The organism is Allobosea sp. CS1GBMeth4 (assembly GCF_900185715.1).
Classification (GTDB): domain Bacteria; phylum Pseudomonadota; class Alphaproteobacteria; order Rhizobiales; family Beijerinckiaceae; genus Allobosea.
Map to the genome: position 1 here is coordinate 379,050 of NZ_FYAS01000025.1, position 21,931 is coordinate 400,980.

Here is a 21,931-nt window from a genome sequence, read left to right on the forward strand (position 1 = left end):
CGTCACCGCTCTGTCAAGCGCCGCTTCTAGCTTGGACCAAGTCGAATGTCAGCGATCGGGACCGGTCATGAGCCAAGAAAACCAATATGAATCCACCTTCGGCGCCAGCATGCTCGAGCATGACGACGCGCCGCCGCAGAACCGGTCCGACAACCCGACCATGGGCGAGCTGATCGGCCAGCGCTTCTCGCGCCGCGGCCTGCTGAAGGGCGCGCTCGCCGTCTCGGCGATCTCGGCGACGGTCGGCGCCGCCGCGCTCGCCACGGCCGAAGAGGCCAGGGCCGAGACGAAGGGCTCGGCCTTCAGCTTCAAGGAGGTCGAGGCCGGCGTCGATGCCGATCATCACGTCGCCGACGGCTATCAGGCCGACGTGCTGCTGCGCTGGGGCGACCCGCTCTTCCCCGACGCGCCGGCCTTCGATCCGGCGAAGCAGACGCCCGAAGCGCAGGCGAGGCAGTTCGGCTACAACAACGACTTCGTCGGCTATCTGCCACTGCCCGGCGCCGCCGACCCCTCGGCCCATGGCGTGCTCTTCGTCAACCACGAATACACCAACCCGCATCTGATGTTCCCCGGCGTCGTCGAGATCAAGGACGGCAAGCCGGTGCTGAAGAACGCGACCATGGAGCGCTACGCCATCGAGGCGATGGCGCATGGCGCGACCGTCGCGGAGATCCGCAAGACCGACGGCAAATGGGCGCTGGTCAGGGATTCGAAGTACAATCGCCGCATCACGGTGGCGACCGAGATGCAGCTCTCCGGCCCCGTCGCCGGTACCGAGCGCGTCAGGACCGGCGCCGACGCCAGCGGCCGCAAGGTCTTCGGCACGCTCAACAACTGCTCCGGCGCGATGACGCCCTGGGGCACCTTCGTCTCCGGCGAGGAGAACTTCCACGGCTATTTCTCCGGCAAGCTGCCGGACGGCCATCGCGAGGAAGCCAACTACAAGCGCCTCGCCATCCCCTCCTCGCCCTATGCCTGGGGCCGCTTCGAGGAGCGCTTCGACCTCGCCAGGGAGCCGAACGAGGCCAACCGCTTCGGCTGGGTGATCGAGGTCGACCCCTTCGATCCGAACTCCGTGCCGAAGAAGCGCACCGCACTCGGACGCTTCAAGCATGAAGGCGCCGACAACATCGTCGCCAGGGACGGCCGCGTCGTCGTCTATCTCGGCGACGACGAGCGCTTCGACTACGTCTACAAATTCGTGACCGCCGGCCGTTTCGATCCGAACAACCGCGCCGCGAACATGGACCTGCTCGATTCCGGCACGCTCCATGTCGCCAAGTTCGCCGCCGACGGCACGGTGGAATGGCTGCCGCTGGTCTTCGGCCAGGGCCCGCTCACCGCGGCCAACGGCTTCGCCAGCCAGGCCGACGTACTGATCGAGACCCGCCGCGCCGGCGACCTGCTCGGCGCCACCAAGATGGACCGGCCGGAGGACATCACCCCGAACGGCGTCACCGGCCGCGTCTATGTGATGCTGACCAACAACACCAGCCGCAAGGACGAACAGGTCGACGCCGCCAATCCACGCGCGAAGAACGCCTTCGGCCACATCATCGAGATCATCGAGGATGGCGGCGACTTCACCGCGACCAGGGGCAAATGGGAGATCCTGCTGACATGCGGCGACCCGTCCGTCGCCGCGGTCGGCGCGAGCTTCTCGACCGAGACCAGCAAGAACGGCTGGTTCGGCATGCCGGACAATGCCGTGGTCGATTCCGCCGGCCGGCTCTGGGTCGCGACCGACGGCAACGGCCCGAAGGAGACCGGCCGCACCGACGGTCTCTGGGCGGTCGACACCGAGGGCGGGGCGCGCCGGACCTCGAAGCTGTTCTACCGTGTGCCGCACGGCGCCGAGCTCTGCGGCCCCTGCTTCACGCCTGACGACAGCACCGCCTTCGTCGCCGTCCAGCACCCGGGCGATGACGGCCCGGACTGGCCGGCCTTCGGCCGCCGCTCCTATTACGAAGACCTCTCCACCCGCTGGCCGGACTTCAAGCCGGACATGCCGACGCGGCCCTCGGTCGTCGCGATCACCCGCAAGGGCGGCGGCAAGATCGGGGTGTGAACAGCTGGAGATCGGTCAGGGCCGGCTCGGCCCGGCGATTCCCAAATGAAACGCCCGGCGAAAGCCGGGCGTTTTTCTTTTGGCTGCCATGTGGCTCTGCCGTCATGCTCGCCCTTGTGGCGAGCATCCACGTCTTGAACGCCGCGTTCGACCAATGAAGTTAAAGACGTGGATGGTCGGGACAAGCCCGACCATAACGGACAATGCGGGTTCAGCAGCTGATCACGCCGCCTTCCTGGCGCCGAAGGTCGGGTCGAGCTCGCCCTTGGCGTAGCGCTTGGCCATCTCGGCCAGGGTGATGACCCGCTTGATCTTCGAGGCCTGCCCGGCGGTGTTGAACTCCTCGAGCCGCTTCTTGCAGAGCGCGGTCATCGCCTCCATGGCGGGCTTCAGATACTTGCGCGGGTCGAACTCGCCGGGGTGCTCGGACAGGATCTTGCGGATCTGGCCGGTCATCGCCATGCGGTTGTCGGTGTCGATGTTGATCTTGCGCACACCGTGCTTGATGCCGCGCTGGATCTCCTCGACCGGCACGCCCCAGGTCTGGGGCATCTTGCCGCCGTACTGGTTGATGACGTCCTGCAGGTCCTGCGGCACCGAGGAGGAGCCGTGCATGACGAGGTGCATGTTCGGCAGCTTCTTGTGGATCTCCTCGATGACATGCATCGCCAGGATCGCACCGTCGGGCTTGCGCGTGAACTTGTAGGCGCCGTGCGAGGTGCCCATGGCGATGGCGAGCGCGTCGACCTTGGTCTCGGCGACGAATTTCACCGCCTCGTCGGGATTGGTCAGGAGCTGGTCGTGGCTGAGCTTGCCCTCGAAGCCGTGGCCGTCCTCCTTCTCGCCCTCGCCGCTTTCAAGCGAACCCAGGACACCGAGCTCGCCTTCGACCGAGATGCCGCCGAGATGGGCCATGTCGGTGACGGTCCTGGTCACGCCGACATTGTAGTCCCAGTCGCCCGGCGTCTTGCCGTCGGCCTTGAGCGAGCCGTCCATCATCACCGAGGTGAAGCCGGCCTGGATCGCGGTCATGCAGGTCGCCGGCTCGTTGCCATGGTCGAGATGCACGCAGACCGGGATGTGCGGATAGATCTCGGTGACCGCGTCCATCATGTGCTTGAGCATGATGTCGTTGGCGTAGGAGCGCGCCCCGCGCGAAGCCTGGATGATCACCGGCGCGTCCGTCGCATCCGCCGCCGCCATGATCGCGAGCGCCTGCTCCATGTTGTTGATGTTGAAGGCCGGAACGCCGTAGTCGTTCTCGGCGGCATGGTCGAGCAATTGGCGAAGCGTGATACGGGCCACGATGATCCTCCGGTTGGGCTCTGCTTTATCCGGAGGGTTTAGAATCGAACTGTGGCGGACGCAAAGCGAAACCGGCTGAAAACGTGAACGCGATCAGCGTCCGCGGGCTTCCAGGACCCTGGCGTGGTCCTCGATCGCCAGTTCCTCGGCGAAGTTGCCGGTGATCGACTTCGCCATGACGAGCGGCTCAGCTGCATCCCTGCGCTGCTTGCGAACGAGATCGCAGAGCTCATCGAAGCGCTCCTCGACCGTATCGAAGCGCTTGTCGTGCTCGGAGAGCTGTGCCTGAAGCTTCTTCAGGTCTCGTACATCGCGGTCTGAACAGTCTCGCTCTGGCGAGCCTTGCCCTTTTCAAAACGCCTTCAGCGCAGCCGCGCTTCGACGGCCGCCATCCGGTCCTCGAGCTTGACGATGCGGTCGATCTCGATCTGCGTCAGGCGGTCCTCATAGACGGCCGCCGTGCCGCGCACCATCACCAGCATGGCCGCGCTGTTGCGCCGCTCCCGCTTCTGCACGGTTTCGATCCGGTCGAGCCGGTCCGCGACCTCCCTGCGGAAGTCTGTGACATCGCGGCGAAACGCAGCGATATCGTCCTGAATCTTCATCAGGATGCGGGGCGCGGCGTCATCGACGTTCTCGCTCATGCGGAGAACATATCACAAACACCTATGGTTGCAAATGCAATCTACAGTTGCGGATCAGGCCTTCCGCAGTGCCTCGACGCCCGGCAGCGCCTTGCCTTCCATCCATTCGAGGAAAGCGCCGCCGGCGGTCGAGACATAGGTCAGGTCCTCGGCGACGCCGGCATGGTTCATCGCCGCCACCGTATCGCCGCCGCCGGCGACGGCGACGAGCCTGCCGTCACGGACGCGCTCCGCCACCGCCTTGGCGACCGCGACGGTCGCCGTGTCGAAGGGCGGCAGCTCGAAGGCGCCGAACGGCCCGTTCCACACCACCGTCCTGACCTTGTCGAGCTTGAGGACGACCTCGGCGACGCTGAGCGGCCCGGCGTCGAGGATCATCTCGTCGGGACCGACCTCGCCGATCGAGACGACACGATGGCCGGGATGCGCCTTGAACTCGCGCGCCACCAGCGCATCGACCGGCAGCAGGATCTCGCAGCCCGCCGCCTCGGCCTTCGCCTCGATCTCGCGGGCGGTCTGGGCGAGGTCGTGCTCGCACAGCGACTTGCCGACATTGATGCCGCGCGCGGCGAGGAAGGTGTTGGCCATGCCGCCGCCGATGGCGAGCACATCGACCTTCTCGACGAGGTTGCCGAGCAGCTCGAGCTTGGTCGAGACCTTGGCGCCGCCGACGATCGCCATCACCGGCCGGGCCGGGTTGTCGAGCCCGGCCGAGAGCGCCTCGATCTCGGCCTGCATGGTGCGTCCGGCATAGGCAGGCAGCAGATGCGCCAGCCCTTCGGTCGAGGCATGGGCGCGGTGGGCGGCCGAGAAGGCGTCGTTGACGTAGATGTCGCCATTGGCGGCGAGCGCCTTGACGAAATCGGGATCGTTCTTCTCGTCGCCGGCGTGGAAGCGCGTGTTCTCCAGCAGCAGGACCTCACCATTCTTGGCGGCGGCGATCGCCTTCGGCGCCTCCGTGCCGATGCAGTCGCCGACGAAGATCACCGGCTGGCCGAGCGCATGCGCCAGCGCGGGCACCACCTGCCTGAGGCTGTTCTTCTCGTCGCGCCCCTTCGGCCGGCCGAAATGCGCGAGGAGGATGACCTTGCCGCCCTTCTGCGCGATCTCGCGGATGGTCGGCACGACGCGGTCGATCCGGGTGGTGTCGCTGACCCTGCCCTCCTCCATCGGCACGTTGAGATCGACACGGACGAGGACGCGCTTGCCGGCGAGGTCGGCGTCGTCGAGGGTGCGGAAAGCGGGCATCGCAGTCTCTCTCACAGGCGTTGGAACAAGGTTGGATAATCCAGGACGAGGCCGTCCTCGTCGACCGGAAGCTCGGCGGTGAAACTGCCATCGGCCGTCTCGAACCGGAAGAGCCTCGGTGCGAGGCAGGTGTAGACCTGCTCGGTCACGACGGGCTCGAAGCTGTCGAACGGCACGAACAGCATGGTGAAGCTGCGCCGCTGGCCGGGCTCCCAGGCGCAGCGGCGGATCGGCAGCGTGTTGGTGAAGGGCGTGGCGGAGAGGTCGATGTCGAGACAGGCGTCGAAAGCGTGGACATGGCCGCGCTCGCCATCCAGCCAGATGCCGCCGCGCCTCGACATGGCGAGCCGGCGGCCGTCGGTGGTCGCGATCAGGAAGGCTCGAACCGCGAAATCCGGCCCGCAATCGATCTGGTAGGTCGCGCCGTAGCGCGTCCCGTCACGCTCACCGATCAGCACCGCATCGGCGCGGACGCCGTCGGCTTCCGCACGCAAGGTGAGATGTTCGAGCCCGCCGCCTTCCAGCGCCCGCCAGCGGACGCTGCGCCCGTCCGCGAGACTGGCGGCCGGGCGGAAGCTCATCGCGGCAGGATCGGCGGCAGCACGCCGGGAACGCCGGCCTTCAGCACGATCACCGTCAGCACGACGGTCAGCACTGCCGTGACGATGCCGGTGAGCAGCAGCGCGCCGAAGCGCGGCGTCGCCTTGACGCGCTGGCGCAGCGAGGCGAGCTCCTCGCGCAGGCCGGCGAAGTCCATCGTGCCGGCGGCGATGTCGACCTTCTGGGCGCTGCGCTCCAGCGACGCCTCGGCGCGGGTCAGCACCGCTTCGTAGCGCGCGAACTTCTCCTCGATCCGGGCGGCCTTGTCCTCGATGCGCGAGAGCTGGTCGAGCTTGCGCGGATCGCTCGCGGCGGGGGGCTCGGCCGGCTTGGCTTCGGCGGCGCGGGCCGCGGCGATCTCCGCCATGCTCGGTGCCGGCGGCACGGCGATCGCCTCGGCGGGGCTGGTCGTGGCGACGGTCGGCTCGATCTTGTTCATTGCGCGGTCCGTTCCTCGGCGGTGTGGATCGCGGCCGCGCCGAACGGCGCGACCGCGGAGACGTCAGATCAGCTTCGCCATGGCGACGGCGGTGTCGCTCATGCGGTTCGAGAAGCCCCATTCGTTGTCGTACCAGGAGAGGACGCGGACGAACTTGTCGTCCAGGACCTTGGTCTGGTCGAGCGCGAAGGTCGACGAAGCCGGATCGTGGTTGAAGTCGATCGAGACGTTGGGCTGGTCGGTGACGGCGAGGATGCCCTTCAGCGGCCCGCGCCGGCTCGCCTTGAGGATGGCCTCGTTGATCTTCTCGACCGTGGTCTTGCGCTTCGAGATGAACTTGAAGTCGACGACCGAGACGTTGGGCGTCGGCACGCGCACCGAGGTGCCGTCGAGCCGGCCCTTGAGCTCGGGGATGACGAGGCCGATCGCCTTGGCGGCGCCGGTCGAGGTCGGGATCATCGACATCGCCGCGGCGCGCGCCCGGTAGAGATCCTTGTGCATCGTGTCCAGCGTCGGCTGGTCGCCGGTATAGGCATGGATCGTGGTCATGAAGCCCTTGTCGATGCCGACCGCGTCATGCAGCACCTTGACCACCGGCGCGAGGCAGTTGGTGGTGCAGGAGGCGTTCGAAACGACGATGTGGTCCTTGGTGAGGGCTTCGTGGTTGACGCCGTAGACCACCGTCAGGTCGGCGCCGTCGCAGGGAGCCGAGACCAGCACGCGCTTGGCGCCGGCGGCGAGATGGGCGCTCGCCTTGTCCTTCGTCGTGAAGATGCCGGTGCATTCCAGCGCGATGTCGACGCCGAGCGCCTTGTGCGGCAGCTCCTTCGGGTCGCGGATGGCCGTGACCTTGATCGGGCCGCGGCCGACATCGATCGTGTCGCCGGAGACGGTCACCGTGCCGGGGAAGCGGCCATGCACCGAGTCGTAGCGGAAGAGATGGGCGTTGGTCTCGACCGGGCCGAGATCGTTGATCGCCACGACCTCGATGTCCTTGCGCTTCGATTCGATGATCGCGCGCAGCACGTTGCGCCCGATGCGGCCGAAGCCGTTGATCGCCACCTTGACCGTCATCTCAATCCTCTCCTTCGCCTTCGCCGGCTCGAGCCGGCGTCATTCACGCGGGCAAATCGGCCAAACCATGGCGGAACGCAAGGCCGGGCCCGAAAAAATCCAGGCTCGAGCGAGCGCCAGGCGCAGAATTGACCTCGGCCCCATCCTTCGGCACGGCCCGGCGAGCCTCCCCGGGACGAGGGCTGATGATATCCGAAGTCGCCGCTCAGCCGTTGTGACGCTTGATCGCAGCCTGCGCCACCGCCTCCGGCGTGATGCCGAAATGCTTGTAGACCTCCTTGTAGGGACCGCTCGCGCCGAAGGTGGACATGCCGACGAAGGCGCCGTCCGCACCCACCACGGCATCCCAGCCGAAGCGCACGGCGGCCTCGACCGCGACCTTGATCGGCGCCTCCCCGATGATCGCGGCCCTGGTCGCCTCGTCCTGCGCCAGCAGCAATTCGAGCGAGGGCACCGAGACGACGCGGGCACGGAGCCCCTTCTCGGCCAGGAGCTTGCGCGCCGCGACCGCGATCTCGACCTCGGAGCCCGAGGCGAAGAGCGAGACCTGCGCCTTGCCGCCCTCCGCCGCCAGCAGCTCGTAGGCCCCCTTGGCGGAGCGGTTCGCCGCCGCGCCGTCGGTGCGCACCGGCGTCAGGTTCTGGCGCGACAGCGCGAGCACGGTGGGCCCGTCCGTGCGCTCCAGCGCGATCTGCCAGGCTTCGGCCGTCTCGATCGCATCGGCCGGGCGCAGCACGCGCATGTTAGGCATGGCGCGCAGGGATGCGATCTGCTCGACCGGCTGATGGGTCGGGCCGTCCTCGCCGAGACCGATCGAATCATGGGTCATGACGTAGACCACCGGCAGCCCCATCAGCGCGGCGAGCCGCATCGACGGGCGGGCATAGTCGGCGAAGACGAGGAAGGTGCCGCCGGCCGTCCGGAAGCCGCCGTGCAGCGTGATGCCGTTCATCGCCGCGGCCATGCCGTGCTCGCGGATGCCGTAGCGGACATAGCGGCCCTTCGGCGTCTTCGGCGTGAAGTCCTCGAAGCCCTTGGCCCGGGTGTTGTTCGACGGCGTCAGGTCGGCCGAGCCCGAGACCAGTTCCGGCATCACCGGCACGATCACGTCGAGCGCCATCTCCGAGGCCTTGCGGGTCGCGACCGTGACCGGGCTCGCGGCCAGCGCCTTCTTGTGGGCGACGAGCGCCTTGCCGAGCTTCGCCGGCACGGTATGCGCCAGGCGGCGCTCGAACTCGCCGCGCTTGCGCCCCGAGGTCGCCGCCAGGCGCTCGTTCCAGGCCTTGCGCTCGGCGAAGCCGACGGCGCCGAAACCGCGCCAGGCCTTGAGGACCTCGGCCGCGATCTCGAACGGCCCGCCGCTGATGCCGAGCTTCTGCTTGGCGGCGGCGAGTTCCTCGGCGCCGAGCGGCTCGCCATGGGCCTTGGAGGTACCGGCCTTCTTCGGCGCGCCGAAGCCGATCACGGTCCTGCAGGCGATCAGCGTCGGCTTGTTCGACTTCTGCGCCCGGCGGATCGCCGCCTCGATCGCGTCGGGATCATGCCCGTCGACGCGCTCGGCCTTCCAGCCGCAGGCCTTGAAGCGGGCGAGCTGGTCGACCGAGTCGGAGATCGAGAGCGGCCCGTCGATCGAGATGCCGTTGTCGTCCCAGAGCACGATCAGCCTGTTGAGCTTCTGATGGCCGGCGAGCGCGATCGCCTCCTGGCTGATGCCCTCCATCAGGTCGCCGTCGGAGGCGAGCACATAGGTCCTGTGGTCGACCAGCTTCTTGCCGAATTCGGCGGCGAGCATGCGCTCGGCCATCGCCATGCCGACCGCGGTGGCGAGCCCCTGGCCGAGCGGACCGGTCGTGGTCTCGACGCCGGCGGTCATGAAGTTCTCGGGGTGGCCGGGCGTCCGCGATTCCAGCTGGCGGAACTTCTTGAGGTCGTCGAGCTCCATGCCGGGCGTGCCGGTGAGATAGAGCAGCGCGTAGATCAGCATCGAGCCGTGGCCAGCCGAGAGCACGAAACGGTCGCGATCGGGCCAGCGCGGCTCCGCCGCATCATATTTCAGGATGCGGGTGAAGAGCACGGTCGCCACGTCCGCCGCGCCCATCGGCAGCCCGGGATGGCCCGATTTGGCCTGCTCGACGCCGTCCATGGCGAGCGAGCGGATGGCGTTGGCGAGCCGCTCGTGCAAAGCGCGGTCGATCGCGGGCGTCGTCATGAAGTCTCTCCGGCGAGGCGGGAACGAGGCTCGCATGCCGGAGCCGGCCGGCGGCGAACCCGCGAAGTTGCGAAAAAGGTCGCGCGTTCGATAGGCCGCCGGCTCAAGCGGAGTCAATTCGCCTGCAAGGACGCGGATATCGAGTTTTCCCCACGCTTCGATCGGATCAAATCGCCCAAAGCGCTTTCCACGCTCATATTTGTTAAACTAGCCTTCCGAATCGGATGAGCCGGCTCCGGCCGGCACGCAAAGGAAGAAGCGTGGCGTCTCCGGGACTGGATCACGCCCTGTCGCGCCTCGAAGGCGCGCTCGGCCAACTCGAAGCGGCCGCCCGCAGGCGGCTCGAGGTCGAGCGTGGCCGCGCCAATCTCGAAACCGAGCTCACCCTGATGCAGGACGACCGCGCCCGCCTCGCCGTCGAGCTCGACGGCGCCATGGCCCGCATCGGCCAGGTCGAGGGCGTCGCGCAGGAGGTCAACCGCAAGCTCGACCGCGCCGTGACCGCGCTCGCCGAGGTGATCGCCCGCGCCGAGGCCCGCCCCGAGGAAGAAGCCGAGCAGGACGCCTGATGCCCCAGGTCAACGTCACCATCTCCGGCAAGGCCTATCGGATGGCATGCGGCGAGGGCGAGGAGCCGCATCTGGAGGCGCTCGCGCAGTTCTACGACGGCAAGATCGAGGAGATGCGCCAGGCCTTCGGCGAGATCGGCGACATGCGCCTGCACGTCATGGCGGCACTGATGGTCGCCGACGAGCTCAGCGAGCTGAAGCGGAAGGTCGAGACGCTGGAAGGTCGGCTGCAGTCGCTGCAGGGCGACGCCGGCTTCGCCGACCAGCGCGCCGGCGAGATCGAGGAGAAGGCGGCCGCCGCCCTCCTCGCCGCGGCCGAGCGCATCGAGGGCGTGGCGAAGAGCCTGCTGCCGGGCCAGGTGGGATAGGCGGCGAACTCCGCTACGCCGTCATGCCCGCCCTTGTGGCGAGCATCCACGTCTTGAACACCGTGCCGCCCGAAGGAAGACGGGGATGGCCGGGGCAAGCCCCGACCATGACGGGAAGCGAGCCCTTCATGCGCGCCGCCTTTGCAATTCCTCAATCATGCCTGACTGACGCTTCCCGGCGGAAGCGAATCGATGAAGGCGGCGACGATGAGTGACAGGGTTCGGGTGGCGATTCTCCTCGGCGGCAGATCCTCCGAGCACGAGGTCTCGCTGATGTCGGCCGCGAATGTGATCAAGGCGATCGACAAGGCGCGCTACGACGTCGTCCCGATCCTGATCACCAAGGCCGGGCAATGGCGCGAGCTCGACTTGCAGAACGGCGTGCTACCCAGCCCGATCCCGCAGGACGGCGCCGAGCTCTGCCTGCTGCCGGGCGGCGGCGGGCGCCTGCTGCGCCTCCAGGACGGCGCCGCGCCGCAAACGCTGCCGAAGATCGACGTACTGTTCCCTGTGCTCCACGGGCTCGACGGCGAGGACGGCTCGGTCCAGGGGCTGGCTCAGGTCGCCGGTATCCCGCTCGCCGGCTGCGGCATCGTCGGCTCGGCCAATGCGCTCGACAAGGACATCGCCAAGCGGCTGCTGCGCGAGGCCGGCCTCAGCGTCGCCCGCTCGCTCACCGTCCGACGGGGCGAGGCGCTCGGCTTCGAGCAGGCCAGCGCCGCGCTCGGCCTGCCGCTCTTCGTCAAGCCGGCGCGGCAGGGCTCCTCGGTCGGCGTCAGCAAGGCGACGGATGCCGAGAGCTTCCAGGCCGCCCTCACCGAGGCCTTCCGGCACGACCGCGTGGTGCTGGTCGAGGAATTCATCGCCGGCCGCGAGATCGAGCTCAGCGTGCTGGAGCAGGCCGATGGCGAGACCATCGTCTCGCTGCCGGGCGAGATCGTCGCCGCCGCGAGCCACGGCTTCTATACCTACGAGGCCAAGTACCTCGACGAGGACGGCGCCCGCGTCGAGGTGCCCGCCCATCTGCCGGAGGAAACGATCGCCGATCTGCAGGAGCTGGCGAAGCGCGCCTTCTACGCGCTCGGCTGCGACGGCATGGCCCGCGTCGACTTCTTCCTGCGGCCGGACGGCAGCGCGCTGGTCAACGAGATCAACACGATCCCGGGCTTCACCGACATCAGCATGTTCCCGAAGGCGCTCGCCGCCAGCGGCATCCCCTATCCCGACCTGATCGACCGGGTGATCCGGCATGGCATCGCGCGCGGGGCGTGAGCTCAAAAATCCCGGCGGCTTTTCGCGCCGCACCTCTGGCGCTTTGCCGGCATGCATCCTACCTTGTCGCGGCGGGGCTGCCTGGTGCGTGAGAGTCATGTATTCCCGGGCCCATACGACTCCCTAGGGAGCTGTCCCTGACCGGGTCCCTTGGACCCGGACACACGGCGCCCACCTACTTTGTAGGTGTCCCGGGATCGAAATCTCCACGGCCGAGGTGGCTCCGCACATCCATGACAGACGCCGTCTCTCCCGGCCCCTCCCCTCGCAAGGCCGCGCTGCGGGCCGAGGCCCTGGCCCGGCGCGACGCGCTCGATCTCGACGACCGCCTGCTCTGGGACGAGGCCCTCGTCGAAAATGTGCTGGCACTGCCGGTGTTCAGCCAGGGCCCGGTCTCCGCCTACTGGCCGATGCGCTCCGAGGCCGATCCGCGCCCGATCCTGGAAGCCCTGCACGCGCGCGGCGTGCCGCTCTGCCTGCCGGCGATCGTCGAGAAGCACATGCTCTTCCGGCGCTGGGCCCCCTGGGAGCCGATCGTGCCCGGCGGCTTCGGCACGCTGGTGCCGAAGCCGGAGGAGCCGCTGATTCGGCCGAGGGTCATGATCGTCCCGCTCGCTGCCTTCGACCGGCGCGGCTACCGCATCGGCTACGGCAGGGGCTATTACGATCGCGCCATCGCCGAGCTCGAACCGGCCGCGACCGTCGGCATCGCCTATGCGGCGCAGGAGATCGAGGCCGTGCCGGCAGAGGCGCATGACCGCCGCCTCGACTGGGTGGTCACGCAGGACGAGACGATCCGCTGCTGTTGATTTCGCCACGGCGATCACGTCATTAGCAGGCGCGCCTTTCGTTCAAGACGCAGCCGTCCCGCCATGTTTTCTCGAACCGCGAGGTCCTGACGGCGCGGCCTGAGACAGCCGGGAGGTTCGGCTTGCGTGAAGGCGCGACGGGACGGGCCGTGATCGGGCGGCCGATGGTTGGATAGTGAGATGCGTCTACTCTTTCTCGGCGACATCGTCGGACGCGCCGGCCGTATCGCCGTGCAGGAGCGCCTGCCCGGCCTGCGCGAGCGCTGGCAGCTCGACTGCGTGGTGATCAACGGTGAGAACGCCGCCGGCGGCTTCGGCATCACCGAGGCGATCTGCGACGAAACCCTCGCCGCCGGCGCCGATGTCGTCACGCTCGGCAACCATTCCTGGGACCAGCGCGAGGCGATGGTCTTCATCGAGCGCCAGCCGCGCCTGATCCGGCCGGCCAATTATCCGCCCGGCACGCCCGGCCGCGGCGCGACCGTGGTCGAGGCGCGGAACGGCGCCCGGGTCCTCGTCGTCAACGTCATGGGCCGGCTATTCATGGACGCGCTCGACGACCCCTTCGCCGCGCTCGAGCGCGAGCTCGCCGCCTGCCCGCTGCGCGAGGCGGCCGACGCCGTCATCGTCGATGTCCATGCCGAGGCGACCAGCGAGAAGCTCGCCATCGCCTATTATCTCGACGGCCGCGCCAGCCTCGTCGTCGGCACCCACACCCATGTGCCGACCTCGGACACCCGCGTGCTGCCGGCCGGCACCGCCTACCAGACCGATGCCGGCATGTGCGGCGACTACGAGTCGATCCTCGGCATGCAGAAGGAGGAGGCGATCCGCCGCTTCCTGCAGAAGACGCCGGGCTCTCGGCTGGAGCCCGCGCTCGGCGAGGGCACGCTGTCCGGAATCGCGGTCGAGACCGACGACCGCACCGGCCTCGCCAGGGCGGCCTGGCCAGTGCGCCTCGGCGCCACGCTCGCCGAGACCTGGCCGGCCGCCTGGGATCGATAGAACCGACCGATGTCGCAGCTCTTCTCTGCGCTCGTCGCCGTCTTCGTCGGCTATGCGGCGTCGGTCGCGATCATCCTCGCGGCCGCGCAGGCCGTCGGCGCGACGCCGGCCCAGACCATCTCCTGGCTGGCCGGCCTCGCCATCGCCAAGGGGCTGTCCAGCCTCATCCTGTCCTGGCGGCACCGGATGCCGATCATCTGCGCCTGGTCGACGCCGGGCGCGGCGCTGATCGCGGCCGCGAGCGGCGTCGACATGGCGTCCGCCGTCGGCGCCTTCCTCGCCGCCGCCGTGCTGATGATGGCGACCGCCGCCTTCCGCCCGCTCGGCGCCCTGGTCGAGCGCATCCCGATGAGCGTCGCCGCGGCCATGCTCGCCGGCGTGATCTTCCGCTTCGTCGTCGCCGTCTTCGACGAGATGCGCCTGCAGCCGGCCCTGGTCCTGACCCTGCTCGTCGTCTTCCTGCTGGCGCGGCTGTGGAACCCCTTCCTCGGCGTCATCGCGGCGCTCGGCGCCGGCCTCGCGCTCGCCTTCGCCACCGGCACGGCGGCGCTGCCGGCCGGCCCCGTCGCGCTGACCCATGTCGAGCTGATCGTCCCGCGCCTTGATCTCACGGCAATCGTCGGCATCGGCATCCCGCTCTATCTCGTCACCATGGCGGCCCAGAACCTGCCGGGCTTCGCCGTGCTGCGCGCCTCGGGCTACCAGCCCCCCACCGCCTCCTGCCTGTTCGTCACCGGGCTGATGTCGGCCCTCGCAGCGCCGACCGGCGCCCACATGGTCAACATGGCGGCGATCAGCGCCTCGATCTGCACCGGCGCCGACACCCACCCCGACCCGAAGGAGCGCTGGAAGGCCGGCATCTGGTACGCCCTGCTCTGGCTCGCCATCGCCGCCACCGCCGGCCTCCTGCTCGCCCTGATCCTCGCCATGCCGAAGGCACTGATCGTCGCCGTCGCCGGGCTCGGCCTGGTCGGCTCGCTGACGGGCGCGCTCGGCCAGGCGATGGGCAGCGACAGGGACCGCTTCGCCGCGGTCGTCACCTTCGCCGTTGCCGCCTCCAGCCTGTCGCTCTTCGGCGTCGGCTCGGCCTTCTGGAGCCTGGTCGCGGGGCTTACGGTCTTGACATTGGACCACGCCGCGGGCCGTTTGCGCGAACGATCATGAGCACGCCCTCGCCCCGCACCCGCCTGATGCTCGTCACGCCGCCGGTCTCCGACCCCGGCGCGATCTCCTTTCGCCTGATGCAGGCCTTCGCCGGCGGCGATGTCGCGGCCGTGCTGCTGCGGCTCGCGCCCGGCGACGAGCGCAGCCTGACCGAACGCGTCAAGGCGCTGGCGCCGCCGGTGCAGGCGCAGAACGTCGCCCTGGTGGTCGAGGCCTCGCCCCAGGTCGCCAGCCGCGGCGGCGCCGACGGCGTCCACCTGACCCGCGTCGAGGCGATCGCCGAAGCCCGCTCCAGCCTGAAGCAGGAGCGCATCGTCGGCGCCGGCGGCCTGCGCTCGCGCCATGACGCCATGGATGCCGGCGAGGCCGGCGTCGACTACGTCATGTTCGGCGAACCGCGGCCGGACGGCTCGCTGCCGCCGCTGCCGGCGGTCGTCGAACGCGCCTCCTGGTGGGCCGAGATCTTCGAGACGCCCTGCATCGCCTATTGCCCGGACGCGGCCTCCGTCCCGGCGCTGGTGGAGACCGGCGCCGAGTTCGTCGCGCTGGGCGAATGGCTGTTCGCCGAGGGCGTCGACATCCGGGCCGCCGTCGCCGAGGCCGACGCCGCGATCGCCGCGCAATACGCCCGCAGGACGGCGCGATGAGGGCTGCGCTCGCCGCGCTCGCCCTGCTCCTCGCCTTCCCCGCTGCCGCCGCGGCGGAACCGGAGCCGGACCTCGCCTACGGCGCCTATCAGGCCGGACACTATCGGCGGGCCCAGTCGGAAGCGCTGAAGCGGCTCGAGACCGATCCGAACGACGCCGCGGCGATGACGCTGCTCGGCGAGATCTACCGGCAGGGGCTCGGCGTCCGCGAGGACGCGAAGGCCGCGGCCGACTGGTACCGGCTCGCGGCCGAGAAGGGCGACGTCAACGCGATGTTCGCCTTCGCCATGGCGATGCTGGAGGGCCATGGCGTGGCGCGCGATCCGAAGAAGGCCGGAGCCCTTCTGGAGAAGGCCGCAGCCGCCGGCCACCCCGCCGCCAACTACAATCTCGCCATCGCCCTGCTCGCGACGGCGCGGCCGCAGGACGACCAGCGCGCCATCGGCTGCCTCAGGGTCGCCGCCGCCTCCGATCTCGGCGACGCCCAGCACGCTCTCGCCGTGCTCTACAAGATGGGCCGCGGCGTGCCCCAGGACGACGGCATGGCGGCGGACTGGATGGGCAAGGCCGCCGCGACCGGGCTCATCGCCGGCGAGGTCGAATACGCGATCATGCTGTTCAACGGCGACGGCGTCGCCAAGGACGAGCGCGCCGCGGCGCGGCTCTTCATCCGCGCCGCCAACAAGGGCAACGCCATCGCCCAGAACCGGCTGGCCAAGCTCTACCAGTTCGGCCGCGCCGTCCCGCCCGATCTGTCGGAGGCCGCCGCCTGGCATCTCGCCGCCCGCGCGCAGGGCCTCTCCGATGCCACGCTCGATCAGGTGCTGGAGCGGCTTTCGCCGGAGCAGCGCAGCCGCGCGGCCGGCCTCGCCGCCGACCGGATCGAGGCCACGGCCTTGACGACGCCGAGCCAACCGAGCAAGTGACGGCGGAAATCCGCGCCGGGCAGCCGGCGCCGCTCCGCCACCGCCGCTCTTTGATAACTCGCTCCGCACTGCCGCGCGTCCCGCGCCCGAGGTTCGATACCATGATCCGTTCTCCCCTGATGACCGTGATGACCGACGCCGTGATGAAGGCGTCGCGTTCGCTGAAGCGCGATTTCGGCGAGGTCGAGAACCTCCAGGTCCTCGCCAAGGGGCCGGGCGACTTCGTCTCCAAGGCCGACCACAAGGCCGAGGAGATCCTGCGCGCGGCGCTGGAGAAGGCGCGGCCGGGCTACGGCTTCGTCATGGAGGAGAGCGGCGTCGTCGCGGGGACCGACGAGAGCAACCGCTGGCATGTCGACCCGCTCGACGGCACCCACAACTTCCTGCGCGGCATCCCGCACTGGAACATCTCGGTGGCGCTGGAGCGCGACAATCAGTTCATCGCCGGCGTGATCTACGACGCCGCCAAGGACGAGCTCTTCATCGCCGAGAAGGGCAAGGGCGCCTATGTCAACAACCGCCGCATGCGCGTCTCCGGCCGGCGCGAAGCGTCCGAGATGCTGATCGGCATGGGCGTGCCCCATATCGGCAAGGGCGGCCACCCGCTCTTCCTGAAGGAACTCGGGGCGGTGATGAGCCGCTTCGCCAATGTCCGGCGCATGGGCTCGGCCGCCCTCGACATCGCCTATGTCGCCGCCGGCCGCATGGACGCCTATTGGGAGCGCGGCCTCAACACCTGGGATTTCGGTGCCGGCGCGGTGATGGTACGCGAGGCGGGCGGCACCTTCGGCACGCTCGACGGCAAGCAGCCGACCTCGGCCAAGGACGTGATCTGCGGCAACGAGGCCGGCGAGCCGGCCTTGCGCGCCGCGCTGAAGACCGCGCTCTGAGCGGGATAGCGCGCTTTCCCGCTTGATCCCGGCGTGGCGGGAGGCGACAGTCGCCGCCGTGACGAAACCGATCGGATGAGCAGGCATGGCCAGTGACGAGGCGGCCCCCGAGGTTCCGCCGCGGGAGCCCCCGGGGCCCGCGGCGCAGAGGCCGCAGACCTTCCGCTTCTCCCGTCCGCTGCGCTATGGGCTCCGCGCGCTGGTCTTCCTCGCGCTGATCGGCTTCCTGATCTTCATCCTGCAGGCGGGCCTCGTCACCGCCTTCATGACCAATCCGGGCCTCAACGGGCTGATCGGCGGCGCGCTCGCGGTCGGCGTGCTGCTGGCGCTGCGCGAACTCTGGCGCGTCGACAGCGAGGCCCGCGCCGCGACGCGCCTCGCCGCCGACCCGGCCGGCGCGATGGTCCGGCGCACCCAGGTGATCAGCCCGCTCGCCGCGGTCCTGCCGGCGCTGGAGCGCCGCAGCCTGTCCCCGGGCCAGGCGACCAGCCTGCTCGAATCGGTCGCCGTCCGGCTCGACGACGGCCGCGAGGTGCTGCGCTATCTCGCCGGGCTCCTCGTCTTCCTCGGCCTGCTCGGCACCTTCTGGGGCCTGCTCGAGACGGTTTCCTCGGTCGGAAACGTCATCAAGAGCCTGCGCACCGGCGCCGAGGCCGGCGTGCTCTTCGATGAGCTCAAGGCCGGCCTCGCCGCGCCGCTCGCCGGCATGGGCCTGTCCTTCTCGTCCTCGCTGTTCGGCATCGCCGGCTCGCTGATCCTCGGCTTCCTCGACCTGCAGGTGGCGCAGAGCCAGCGCCGCTTCCGCAACGAGGTCGAGAGCTATCTCGGCCTCGCCACCACGGACGCCGCGGCCATGGCGCCGGCGCTGCCGCTCGCAGGCCCGGCAGCGGCCGGCGACGTCGTGGTCGAGCGCCTCGACAAGCTCCAGGCGGCGATCCAGGACGGCACCAACAGCCGCGCCGCGACGCAGGCCCTCGCCAATCTCGCCGAGGGCATCCAGGGCCTCGTCCAGCACATGCGCTCCGAGCAGCAGCTGATCCGCGACTGGGTCGAGGCCCAGGCGGCCCGCGAGAAGGACCTGAAACGGCTGATCGAGCGCCTCGCCGCCGAACGGGTGGGGGAGTCATGAGCCTGCCATCCTGCTGCGGCATCGAGAGCACTGACCACGAGGGCGTCTGAGCATGGCCCTGTCGCGCGCGCATCGCCGGGAAGAGCTCAATTTCTGGCCGGGCTTCGTCGATGCGCTCTCGACGATGCTGATCGGCATCGTCTTCCTGCTCTCGGTCTTCGTCCTCGGCCAGTTCTTCCTGTCGCAGGAGATCAGCGGCCGGGACACGGTGCTCGACCGGCTGAACCGCCAGATCGCCGAGCTCAGCGATCTGCTCGCGCTCGAGCGGGCGAGCAGCAAGGAGGCCCGGGACTCGCTCGCTTTGCTGCAATCCTCGCTCGCCAGCGAGCAGGCCGAGCGCGCCCGCGTCCAGGGCCTGCTCGACGGCGCCGCCGGCACCGCGCCGGCCCGGCTCGCCGAGACGCAGAAGGCGCTCGACGCCGAGAAGCAGCTCTCCGCCAAGGCGCAGGCCACCGTCGAGTTGGTCAACCAGCAGATCGTCGCCATGCGCCGCCAGCTCGCGGCGCTGGAGGAGGCGATCGCCGCCGCCGAAGCCAAGGACAAGGAATCGCAGGCGCGCATCTCCGAGCTCGGCTCGCGCCTCAACGTCGCCCTCGCCCAGCGCGTGCAGGAGCTGGCGCGCTACCGCTCCGACTTCTTCGGCCGCCTGCGCCAGGTGCTCGGCACGCGGCCGGACATCCGCGTCGTCGGCGACCGCTTCGTCTTCCAGTCGGAAGTGTTCTTCGACGCCGGCCAGGCCGTGCTCAAGCCGGAAGGTCGCGGCGAGCTCGACAAGCTCGGCGCCATCATCGCCGATCTCGGCCGTGAGATGCCGCCGGACCTGCCCTGGATCCTGCGCGTCGACGGCCATACCGACAACCGGCCGATCCGTTCGCCGCAATTCCCCTCGAACTGGAGCCTGTCGACCGCGCGCGCCGTCGCCGTGGTCGAATACCTGATCAGCAAGGGCATCCCTGCCGACCGCATCGCCGCCACCGGCTTCGGCGAGTTCCAGCCGCTCGACGTCGCCAACAACGACGAGGCCTGGCGCCGCAACCGCAGGATCGAGTTCAAGATCACCGAGCGGTGAGGCGGGCTGCCCGGGTCGCTGGGTTTCGCCGGCCGCCCGGCGCAGGAATGTTGGGCATGGGCCAGGCTGCCGGTCCCGCGTCGGCACGCCAATCCCGACGTCGCGGGAGGACCGGATGGCAAAGCACAGGATCTACACGACGAGCTTCGCGAGCATCTACCCGCTCTATGTCAGGAAGGCGGAGAAGAAGGGGCGCTCGCAAGCAGAGGTCGATCAGGTCATCTCCTGGCTCACCGGCTATGACCCGGACGAGCTGAAAGCCAGGCTGGACGCCCAGGTCGATTGCGAGACGTTCTTTGCCTCGGCTCCCAAACTCAATCCGTCGCGAAGCCTGATCAAGGGCGTGGTCTGCGGTGTCCGGGTCGAGGAGATCGAGGAGCCGACGATGCGGGAAATCCGCTATCTGGACAAGCTGGTCGATGAGCTGGCACGGGGGAAGCCGATGGACCGGATCTTGCGAAAGAACTGATCCCCGGTCGAGCCGACGCCACAGGCGGCGTTCCCCAAACGCATGGGAACGCCCGCAGGATGAAGCGACCGCCGGCCCGAACCTATGCGCGCCGCTCCCGCGAAAAGCGGAAGCGTGTCATGCCCTGCCGGCAGGTGCGCCGTCTCGCGACCATGCTAGCGTGGCTGGTATGGTAGTGTGCCAGGCGCGGACCACCGCAGCCCTGCCGGCAGGAGCAGCATGATCGATATCCGCATCACCCAGGACAAGAACGAGCTCGGCCGGCAGGCGGCGGCGCTGGGCGCGCAGGCGATCCGCGCCGCACTCGCCCGCCATGGCGAGGCAACGATCATCGTCGCCACCGGCGCGAGCCAGTTCGAGATGCTGCAGCACCTCGTCGCCGCCGACGGCATCGACTGGTCGAAGGTCACCGCCTTCCATCTCGACGAATATGTCGGGCTGCCGCAGAGCCATCCTGCGAGCTTCCGCGGCTATCTGAAGCAGCGTTTCCTCGCCCCGCTCGCGGTCAAGCCGGCCTTCGTCCCCGTCGATGGCGAGGCCGATCCCCTCGTCGAGACGAAGCGTCTCAATGCGCTGATCGCCGGGCGCCGCGTCGATCTCTGCTTCGCCGGCATCGGCGAGAACTGCCATCTCGCCTTCAACGATCCGCCGGCCGATTTCGAGACGGAGCAGCCCTATATCGTCGTCACGCTCGACGAGGCCTGCCGCAGGCAGCAATTCGGCGAAGGCTGGTTCGAGAGCTTCGAAGCCGTGCCGGAACAGGCGATCTCGATGAGCATCCGCCAGATCCTGAAGAGCGAGCTGATCATCCTGTCGGTGCCGGACGCGCGCAAGGCAAAGGCGGTCAAGGACGCGCTCGAAGGCGAGGTCACGCCGCTGCACCCGGCCTCGATCCTGCAACGCCACCCCAATACGGTGCTGTTCCTCGATCCGCCCGCCGCCTCCCTGCTGAAGACGGGCTGAGGCGGCGATGCCCGTTTCGCCCGGCCTCGTCGATCTCCAGGTCAACGGCTTCGCCGGCGTCGATTTCAACGATCCGGCGATCGGCCCGGCCGATCTCGACCGGGCCCTGGAGGCGATGCTCGCGACCGGCGTCACCCATTGCCTGCCGACGATCATCACCGCCCATCCGCACGAGCTGGTCGAGCGCTTCCGGGCGCTCGACGCCGCCGTCGCCAGCAGCCGGCTCGGGGCGCTGATGTGTCCAGGCTACCATCTCGAAGGCCCGTTCCTGAACCCGGCGCCGGGCTATCACGGCTGCCACCCGCCGCAGGCGATGACGGCGGCCAGGCCGGAGCTGATCACGGAGGTCGAGCGCGGCCTGTCGCGCCCGATCCTGATGGTGACGCTCGCCCCCGAGGTCGAGGGCGCGGTCGCTCTGACCAGAGTCCTGGCCGGCGCCGGCAGGATCGTCGCCATCGGCCATTCCGCCGCCGATTTCGCTCAGGTCGCGGCCGCGGCCGATGCGGGCCTGTCGCTCTCGACGCATCTCGGCAACGGCCTGCCGCAAACGCTGCACAAGCTCGCCAACCCGATCTTTGCCCAGCTCGCCGAGGACCGGCTGATGGCCGGCTTCATCGCCGACGGGATTCATCTGCATCCGAAGGCGCTGAAGGCGCTGATCCGGGCCAGGGGCTTCGAACGCTCGATCCTGGTGACCGACGCCGTGGTCGCGGCCGCAGCGCCGGCCGGCCGCTACCATTTCGCCGGCATGGCGGTCGATCGCATGCCGGATGGTTCGGTTCGCCAGGGCCAGGGCCTGCTCGCCGGCTCGGCGCTCTGCCTCGACGAGGCGGTGCGCAACGTCGTCGCCTGGGGCATCGCGACACCGGAGCAGGCTTTCGCCATGGCCTCCGACCACGCGCGCGCCGCGATCCGGCCGGCGCTGTCGGCGCATGGCCTCGCGCTTGCGGAGGCCGAGGTCGAATGGTCGGATGATCTCGTGGTGAGGCGGGTCCGCCTCGCCGGTCAGGAACGCCGCTACGACGCATGAGCGCCTCGACGGCGCGACAACGAAGGGGAAG

The 21,931-nt window shown here is 69.3% G+C and carries 23 protein-coding genes and 1 other RNA gene; 17 read left to right on the forward strand and 7 right to left on the reverse strand.

The annotated features are described in order from the left end of the window. Positions 1-67 precede the first annotated feature (67 nt). The gene (locus CS1GBM4_RS15605) at positions 68-2,071 is read left to right on the forward strand and encodes a PhoX family phosphatase (protein WP_186419637.1); all 2,004 of its coding nucleotides are present in this window, start codon (positions 68-70) and stop codon (positions 2,069-2,071) included. Between the two features lie 222 nt (positions 2,072-2,293). Here CS1GBM4_RS15605 and fba read toward each other — a convergent pair whose 3' ends face one another. Continuing rightward, a complete protein-coding gene (gene fba / locus CS1GBM4_RS15610; RefSeq protein ID WP_186419638.1) occupies positions 2,294-3,376 on the reverse strand; it encodes a class II fructose-bisphosphate aldolase in 1,083 nt (360 codons plus the stop codon). Between the two features lie 123 nt (positions 3,377-3,499). Here fba and CS1GBM4_RS15615 point away from each other — a divergent pair, with 123 nt between their 5' ends. Continuing rightward, positions 3,500-3,697 carry a hypothetical protein gene (locus tag CS1GBM4_RS15615; RefSeq protein WP_186419639.1) on the forward strand — a complete coding sequence of 66 codons (198 nt, stop codon included), beginning with the start codon at positions 3,500-3,502 and terminating at the stop codon, positions 3,695-3,697. A 41-nt stretch (positions 3,698-3,738) separates the two neighbouring features. On the opposite strand, the gene CS1GBM4_RS15620 is transcribed toward CS1GBM4_RS15615, so the two are convergent. From CS1GBM4_RS15620 to tkt, 6 genes are all read right to left on the reverse strand, one after another. Then, complete coding sequence (locus CS1GBM4_RS15620; RefSeq protein WP_186419640.1) at positions 3,739-4,020, reverse strand: hypothetical protein; 282 nt, start codon at positions 4,018-4,020, stop codon at positions 3,739-3,741. Between the two features lie 54 nt (positions 4,021-4,074). Further along, positions 4,075-5,268: a phosphoglycerate kinase gene (locus tag CS1GBM4_RS15625; protein WP_186419641.1), complete on the reverse strand. Its 1,194-nt coding sequence runs from the start codon at positions 5,266-5,268 to the stop codon at positions 4,075-4,077. Positions 5,269-5,279: 11 nt separating this feature from the next. After that, positions 5,280-5,849 (reverse strand): putative glycolipid-binding domain-containing protein, encoded by a 570-nt coding sequence (locus CS1GBM4_RS15630; protein WP_186419642.1) that lies wholly within the window; start codon positions 5,847-5,849, stop codon positions 5,280-5,282. Continuing rightward, the gene (locus CS1GBM4_RS15635) at positions 5,846-6,307 is read right to left on the reverse strand and encodes a hypothetical protein (RefSeq protein WP_186419643.1); all 462 of its coding nucleotides are present in this window, start codon (positions 6,305-6,307) and stop codon (positions 5,846-5,848) included. The genes CS1GBM4_RS15630 and CS1GBM4_RS15635 overlap by 4 nt, the downstream gene beginning before the upstream one ends. A 63-nt stretch (positions 6,308-6,370) precedes the next feature. Beyond that, entirely contained in the window at positions 6,371-7,381 is a 1,011-nt protein-coding gene (gap, locus tag CS1GBM4_RS15640; RefSeq protein ID WP_186419644.1) for a type I glyceraldehyde-3-phosphate dehydrogenase, read from the reverse strand. A gap of 205 nt (positions 7,382-7,586) precedes the next feature. Further along, positions 7,587-9,590, reverse strand: coding sequence for a transketolase (gene tkt / locus CS1GBM4_RS15645; protein WP_186419645.1), 2,004 nt, complete (start codon positions 9,588-9,590; stop codon positions 7,587-7,589). Positions 9,591-9,850: 260 nt separating this feature from the next. Here tkt and CS1GBM4_RS15650 point away from each other — a divergent pair, with 260 nt between their 5' ends. The 15 genes from CS1GBM4_RS15650 (at position 9,851) to CS1GBM4_RS15720 (ending at position 21,900) form a co-directional block, all read left to right on the forward strand. Further along, entirely contained in the window at positions 9,851-10,159 is a 309-nt protein-coding gene (locus tag CS1GBM4_RS15650; protein ID WP_244607246.1) for a DUF4164 family protein, read from the forward strand. Further along, positions 10,159-10,527, forward strand: a complete 369-nt coding sequence (locus CS1GBM4_RS15655; RefSeq protein ID WP_186419647.1) for a cell division protein ZapA — start codon at positions 10,159-10,161, stop codon at positions 10,525-10,527. The genes CS1GBM4_RS15650 and CS1GBM4_RS15655 overlap by 1 nt, the downstream gene beginning before the upstream one ends. Before the next feature lie 207 nt (positions 10,528-10,734). Beyond that, positions 10,735-11,799 carry a D-alanine--D-alanine ligase family protein gene (locus tag CS1GBM4_RS15660; RefSeq protein ID WP_186419648.1) on the forward strand — a complete coding sequence of 355 codons (1,065 nt, stop codon included), beginning with the start codon at positions 10,735-10,737 and terminating at the stop codon, positions 11,797-11,799. A 71-nt stretch (positions 11,800-11,870) separates the two neighbouring features. Then, positions 11,871-12,027: non-coding RNA, 6S RNA (gene ssrS / locus CS1GBM4_RS15665), on the forward strand. A 5-nt stretch (positions 12,028-12,032) separates the two neighbouring features. Further along, on the forward strand, positions 12,033-12,608 hold the full coding sequence (locus tag CS1GBM4_RS15670; protein WP_186419649.1) for a 5-formyltetrahydrofolate cyclo-ligase: 576 nt from the start codon (positions 12,033-12,035) through the stop codon (positions 12,606-12,608). A 180-nt stretch (positions 12,609-12,788) separates the two neighbouring features. Beyond that, a complete protein-coding gene (locus CS1GBM4_RS15675) occupies positions 12,789-13,613 on the forward strand; it encodes a TIGR00282 family metallophosphoesterase (protein WP_186419650.1) in 825 nt (274 codons plus the stop codon). A gap of 9 nt (positions 13,614-13,622) precedes the next feature. Next, a complete protein-coding gene (locus tag CS1GBM4_RS15680; RefSeq protein ID WP_186419651.1) occupies positions 13,623-14,777 on the forward strand; it encodes a benzoate/H(+) symporter BenE family transporter in 1,155 nt (384 codons plus the stop codon). Further along, a complete protein-coding gene (locus tag CS1GBM4_RS15685; RefSeq protein ID WP_186419652.1) occupies positions 14,774-15,424 on the forward strand; it encodes a thiamine phosphate synthase in 651 nt (216 codons plus the stop codon). Before CS1GBM4_RS15680 ends, CS1GBM4_RS15685 begins: the two co-directional genes overlap by 4 nt. Further along, positions 15,421-16,350, forward strand: coding sequence for a tetratricopeptide repeat protein (locus CS1GBM4_RS15690; RefSeq protein ID WP_186419653.1), 930 nt, complete (start codon positions 15,421-15,423; stop codon positions 16,348-16,350). Before CS1GBM4_RS15685 ends, CS1GBM4_RS15690 begins: the two co-directional genes overlap by 4 nt. Positions 16,351-16,451: 101 nt before the next feature. Beyond that, positions 16,452-17,240, forward strand: a complete 789-nt coding sequence (locus tag CS1GBM4_RS15695) for an inositol monophosphatase family protein (protein WP_186419654.1) — start codon at positions 16,452-16,454, stop codon at positions 17,238-17,240. Between the two features lie 85 nt (positions 17,241-17,325). Next, positions 17,326-18,369 (forward strand): flagellar motor protein MotA, encoded by a 1,044-nt coding sequence (locus tag CS1GBM4_RS15700; protein ID WP_244607247.1) that lies wholly within the window; start codon positions 17,326-17,328, stop codon positions 18,367-18,369. A 52-nt stretch (positions 18,370-18,421) separates the two neighbouring features. After that, positions 18,422-19,438, forward strand: coding sequence for a peptidoglycan -binding protein (locus CS1GBM4_RS15705; protein WP_186419655.1), 1,017 nt, complete (start codon positions 18,422-18,424; stop codon positions 19,436-19,438). 115 nt (positions 19,439-19,553) lie between these two features. Then, positions 19,554-19,907, forward strand: a complete 354-nt coding sequence (locus CS1GBM4_RS15710; protein WP_186419656.1) for a DUF2200 domain-containing protein — start codon at positions 19,554-19,556, stop codon at positions 19,905-19,907. A gap of 219 nt (positions 19,908-20,126) precedes the next feature. Then, the gene (locus CS1GBM4_RS15715; protein WP_186419657.1) at positions 20,127-20,870 is read left to right on the forward strand and encodes a glucosamine-6-phosphate deaminase; all 744 of its coding nucleotides are present in this window, start codon (positions 20,127-20,129) and stop codon (positions 20,868-20,870) included. A 7-nt stretch (positions 20,871-20,877) separates the two neighbouring features. Then, the gene (locus CS1GBM4_RS15720; protein WP_186419658.1) at positions 20,878-21,900 is read left to right on the forward strand and encodes an amidohydrolase family protein; all 1,023 of its coding nucleotides are present in this window, start codon (positions 20,878-20,880) and stop codon (positions 21,898-21,900) included. The last annotated feature ends 31 nt before the right edge of the window (positions 21,901-21,931 follow it).

Bases quoted from the DNA above. Each gene is read 5' to 3' on its own strand.
- CS1GBM4_RS15715 (WP_186419657.1), top strand. From the start codon at position 20,127: ATGATCGATATCCGCATCACCCAGGACAAGAACGAGCTCGGCCGGCAG.
- CS1GBM4_RS15710 (WP_186419656.1), top strand. From the start codon at position 19,554: ATGGCAAAGCACAGGATCTACACGACGAGCTTCGCGAGCATCTACCCG.
- CS1GBM4_RS15670 (WP_186419649.1), top strand. From the start codon at position 12,033: ATGACAGACGCCGTCTCTCCCGGCCCCTCCCCTCGCAAGGCCGCGCTG.
- CS1GBM4_RS15620 (WP_186419640.1), bottom strand. From the start codon at position 4,020: ATGAGCGAGAACGTCGATGACGCCGCGCCCCGCATCCTGATGAAGATT.
- CS1GBM4_RS15635 (WP_186419643.1), bottom strand. From the start codon at position 6,307: ATGAACAAGATCGAGCCGACCGTCGCCACGACCAGCCCCGCCGAGGCG.
- CS1GBM4_RS15705 (WP_186419655.1), top strand. From the start codon at position 18,422: ATGGCCCTGTCGCGCGCGCATCGCCGGGAAGAGCTCAATTTCTGGCCG.
- gap (WP_186419644.1), bottom strand. From the start codon at position 7,381: ATGACGGTCAAGGTGGCGATCAACGGCTTCGGCCGCATCGGGCGCAAC.
- CS1GBM4_RS15690 (WP_186419653.1), top strand. From the start codon at position 15,421: ATGAGGGCTGCGCTCGCCGCGCTCGCCCTGCTCCTCGCCTTCCCCGCT.
- CS1GBM4_RS15625 (WP_186419641.1), bottom strand. From the start codon at position 5,268: ATGCCCGCTTTCCGCACCCTCGACGACGCCGACCTCGCCGGCAAGCGC.
- CS1GBM4_RS15655 (WP_186419647.1), top strand. From the start codon at position 10,159: ATGCCCCAGGTCAACGTCACCATCTCCGGCAAGGCCTATCGGATGGCA.
- CS1GBM4_RS15720 (WP_186419658.1), top strand. From the start codon at position 20,878: ATGCCCGTTTCGCCCGGCCTCGTCGATCTCCAGGTCAACGGCTTCGCC.
- CS1GBM4_RS15630 (WP_186419642.1), bottom strand. From the start codon at position 5,849: ATGAGCTTCCGCCCGGCCGCCAGTCTCGCGGACGGGCGCAGCGTCCGC.
- CS1GBM4_RS15695 (WP_186419654.1), top strand. From the start codon at position 16,452: ATGATCCGTTCTCCCCTGATGACCGTGATGACCGACGCCGTGATGAAG.
- tkt (WP_186419645.1), bottom strand. From the start codon at position 9,590: ATGACGACGCCCGCGATCGACCGCGCTTTGCACGAGCGGCTCGCCAAC.
- CS1GBM4_RS15680 (WP_186419651.1), top strand. From the start codon at position 13,623: ATGTCGCAGCTCTTCTCTGCGCTCGTCGCCGTCTTCGTCGGCTATGCG.
- CS1GBM4_RS15685 (WP_186419652.1), top strand. From the start codon at position 14,774: ATGAGCACGCCCTCGCCCCGCACCCGCCTGATGCTCGTCACGCCGCCG.
- CS1GBM4_RS15605 (WP_186419637.1), top strand. From the start codon at position 68: ATGAGCCAAGAAAACCAATATGAATCCACCTTCGGCGCCAGCATGCTC.
- CS1GBM4_RS15675 (WP_186419650.1), top strand. From the start codon at position 12,789: ATGCGTCTACTCTTTCTCGGCGACATCGTCGGACGCGCCGGCCGTATC.
- CS1GBM4_RS15660 (WP_186419648.1), top strand. From the start codon at position 10,735: ATGAGTGACAGGGTTCGGGTGGCGATTCTCCTCGGCGGCAGATCCTCC.
- CS1GBM4_RS15700 (WP_244607247.1), top strand. From the start codon at position 17,326: ATGGCCAGTGACGAGGCGGCCCCCGAGGTTCCGCCGCGGGAGCCCCCG.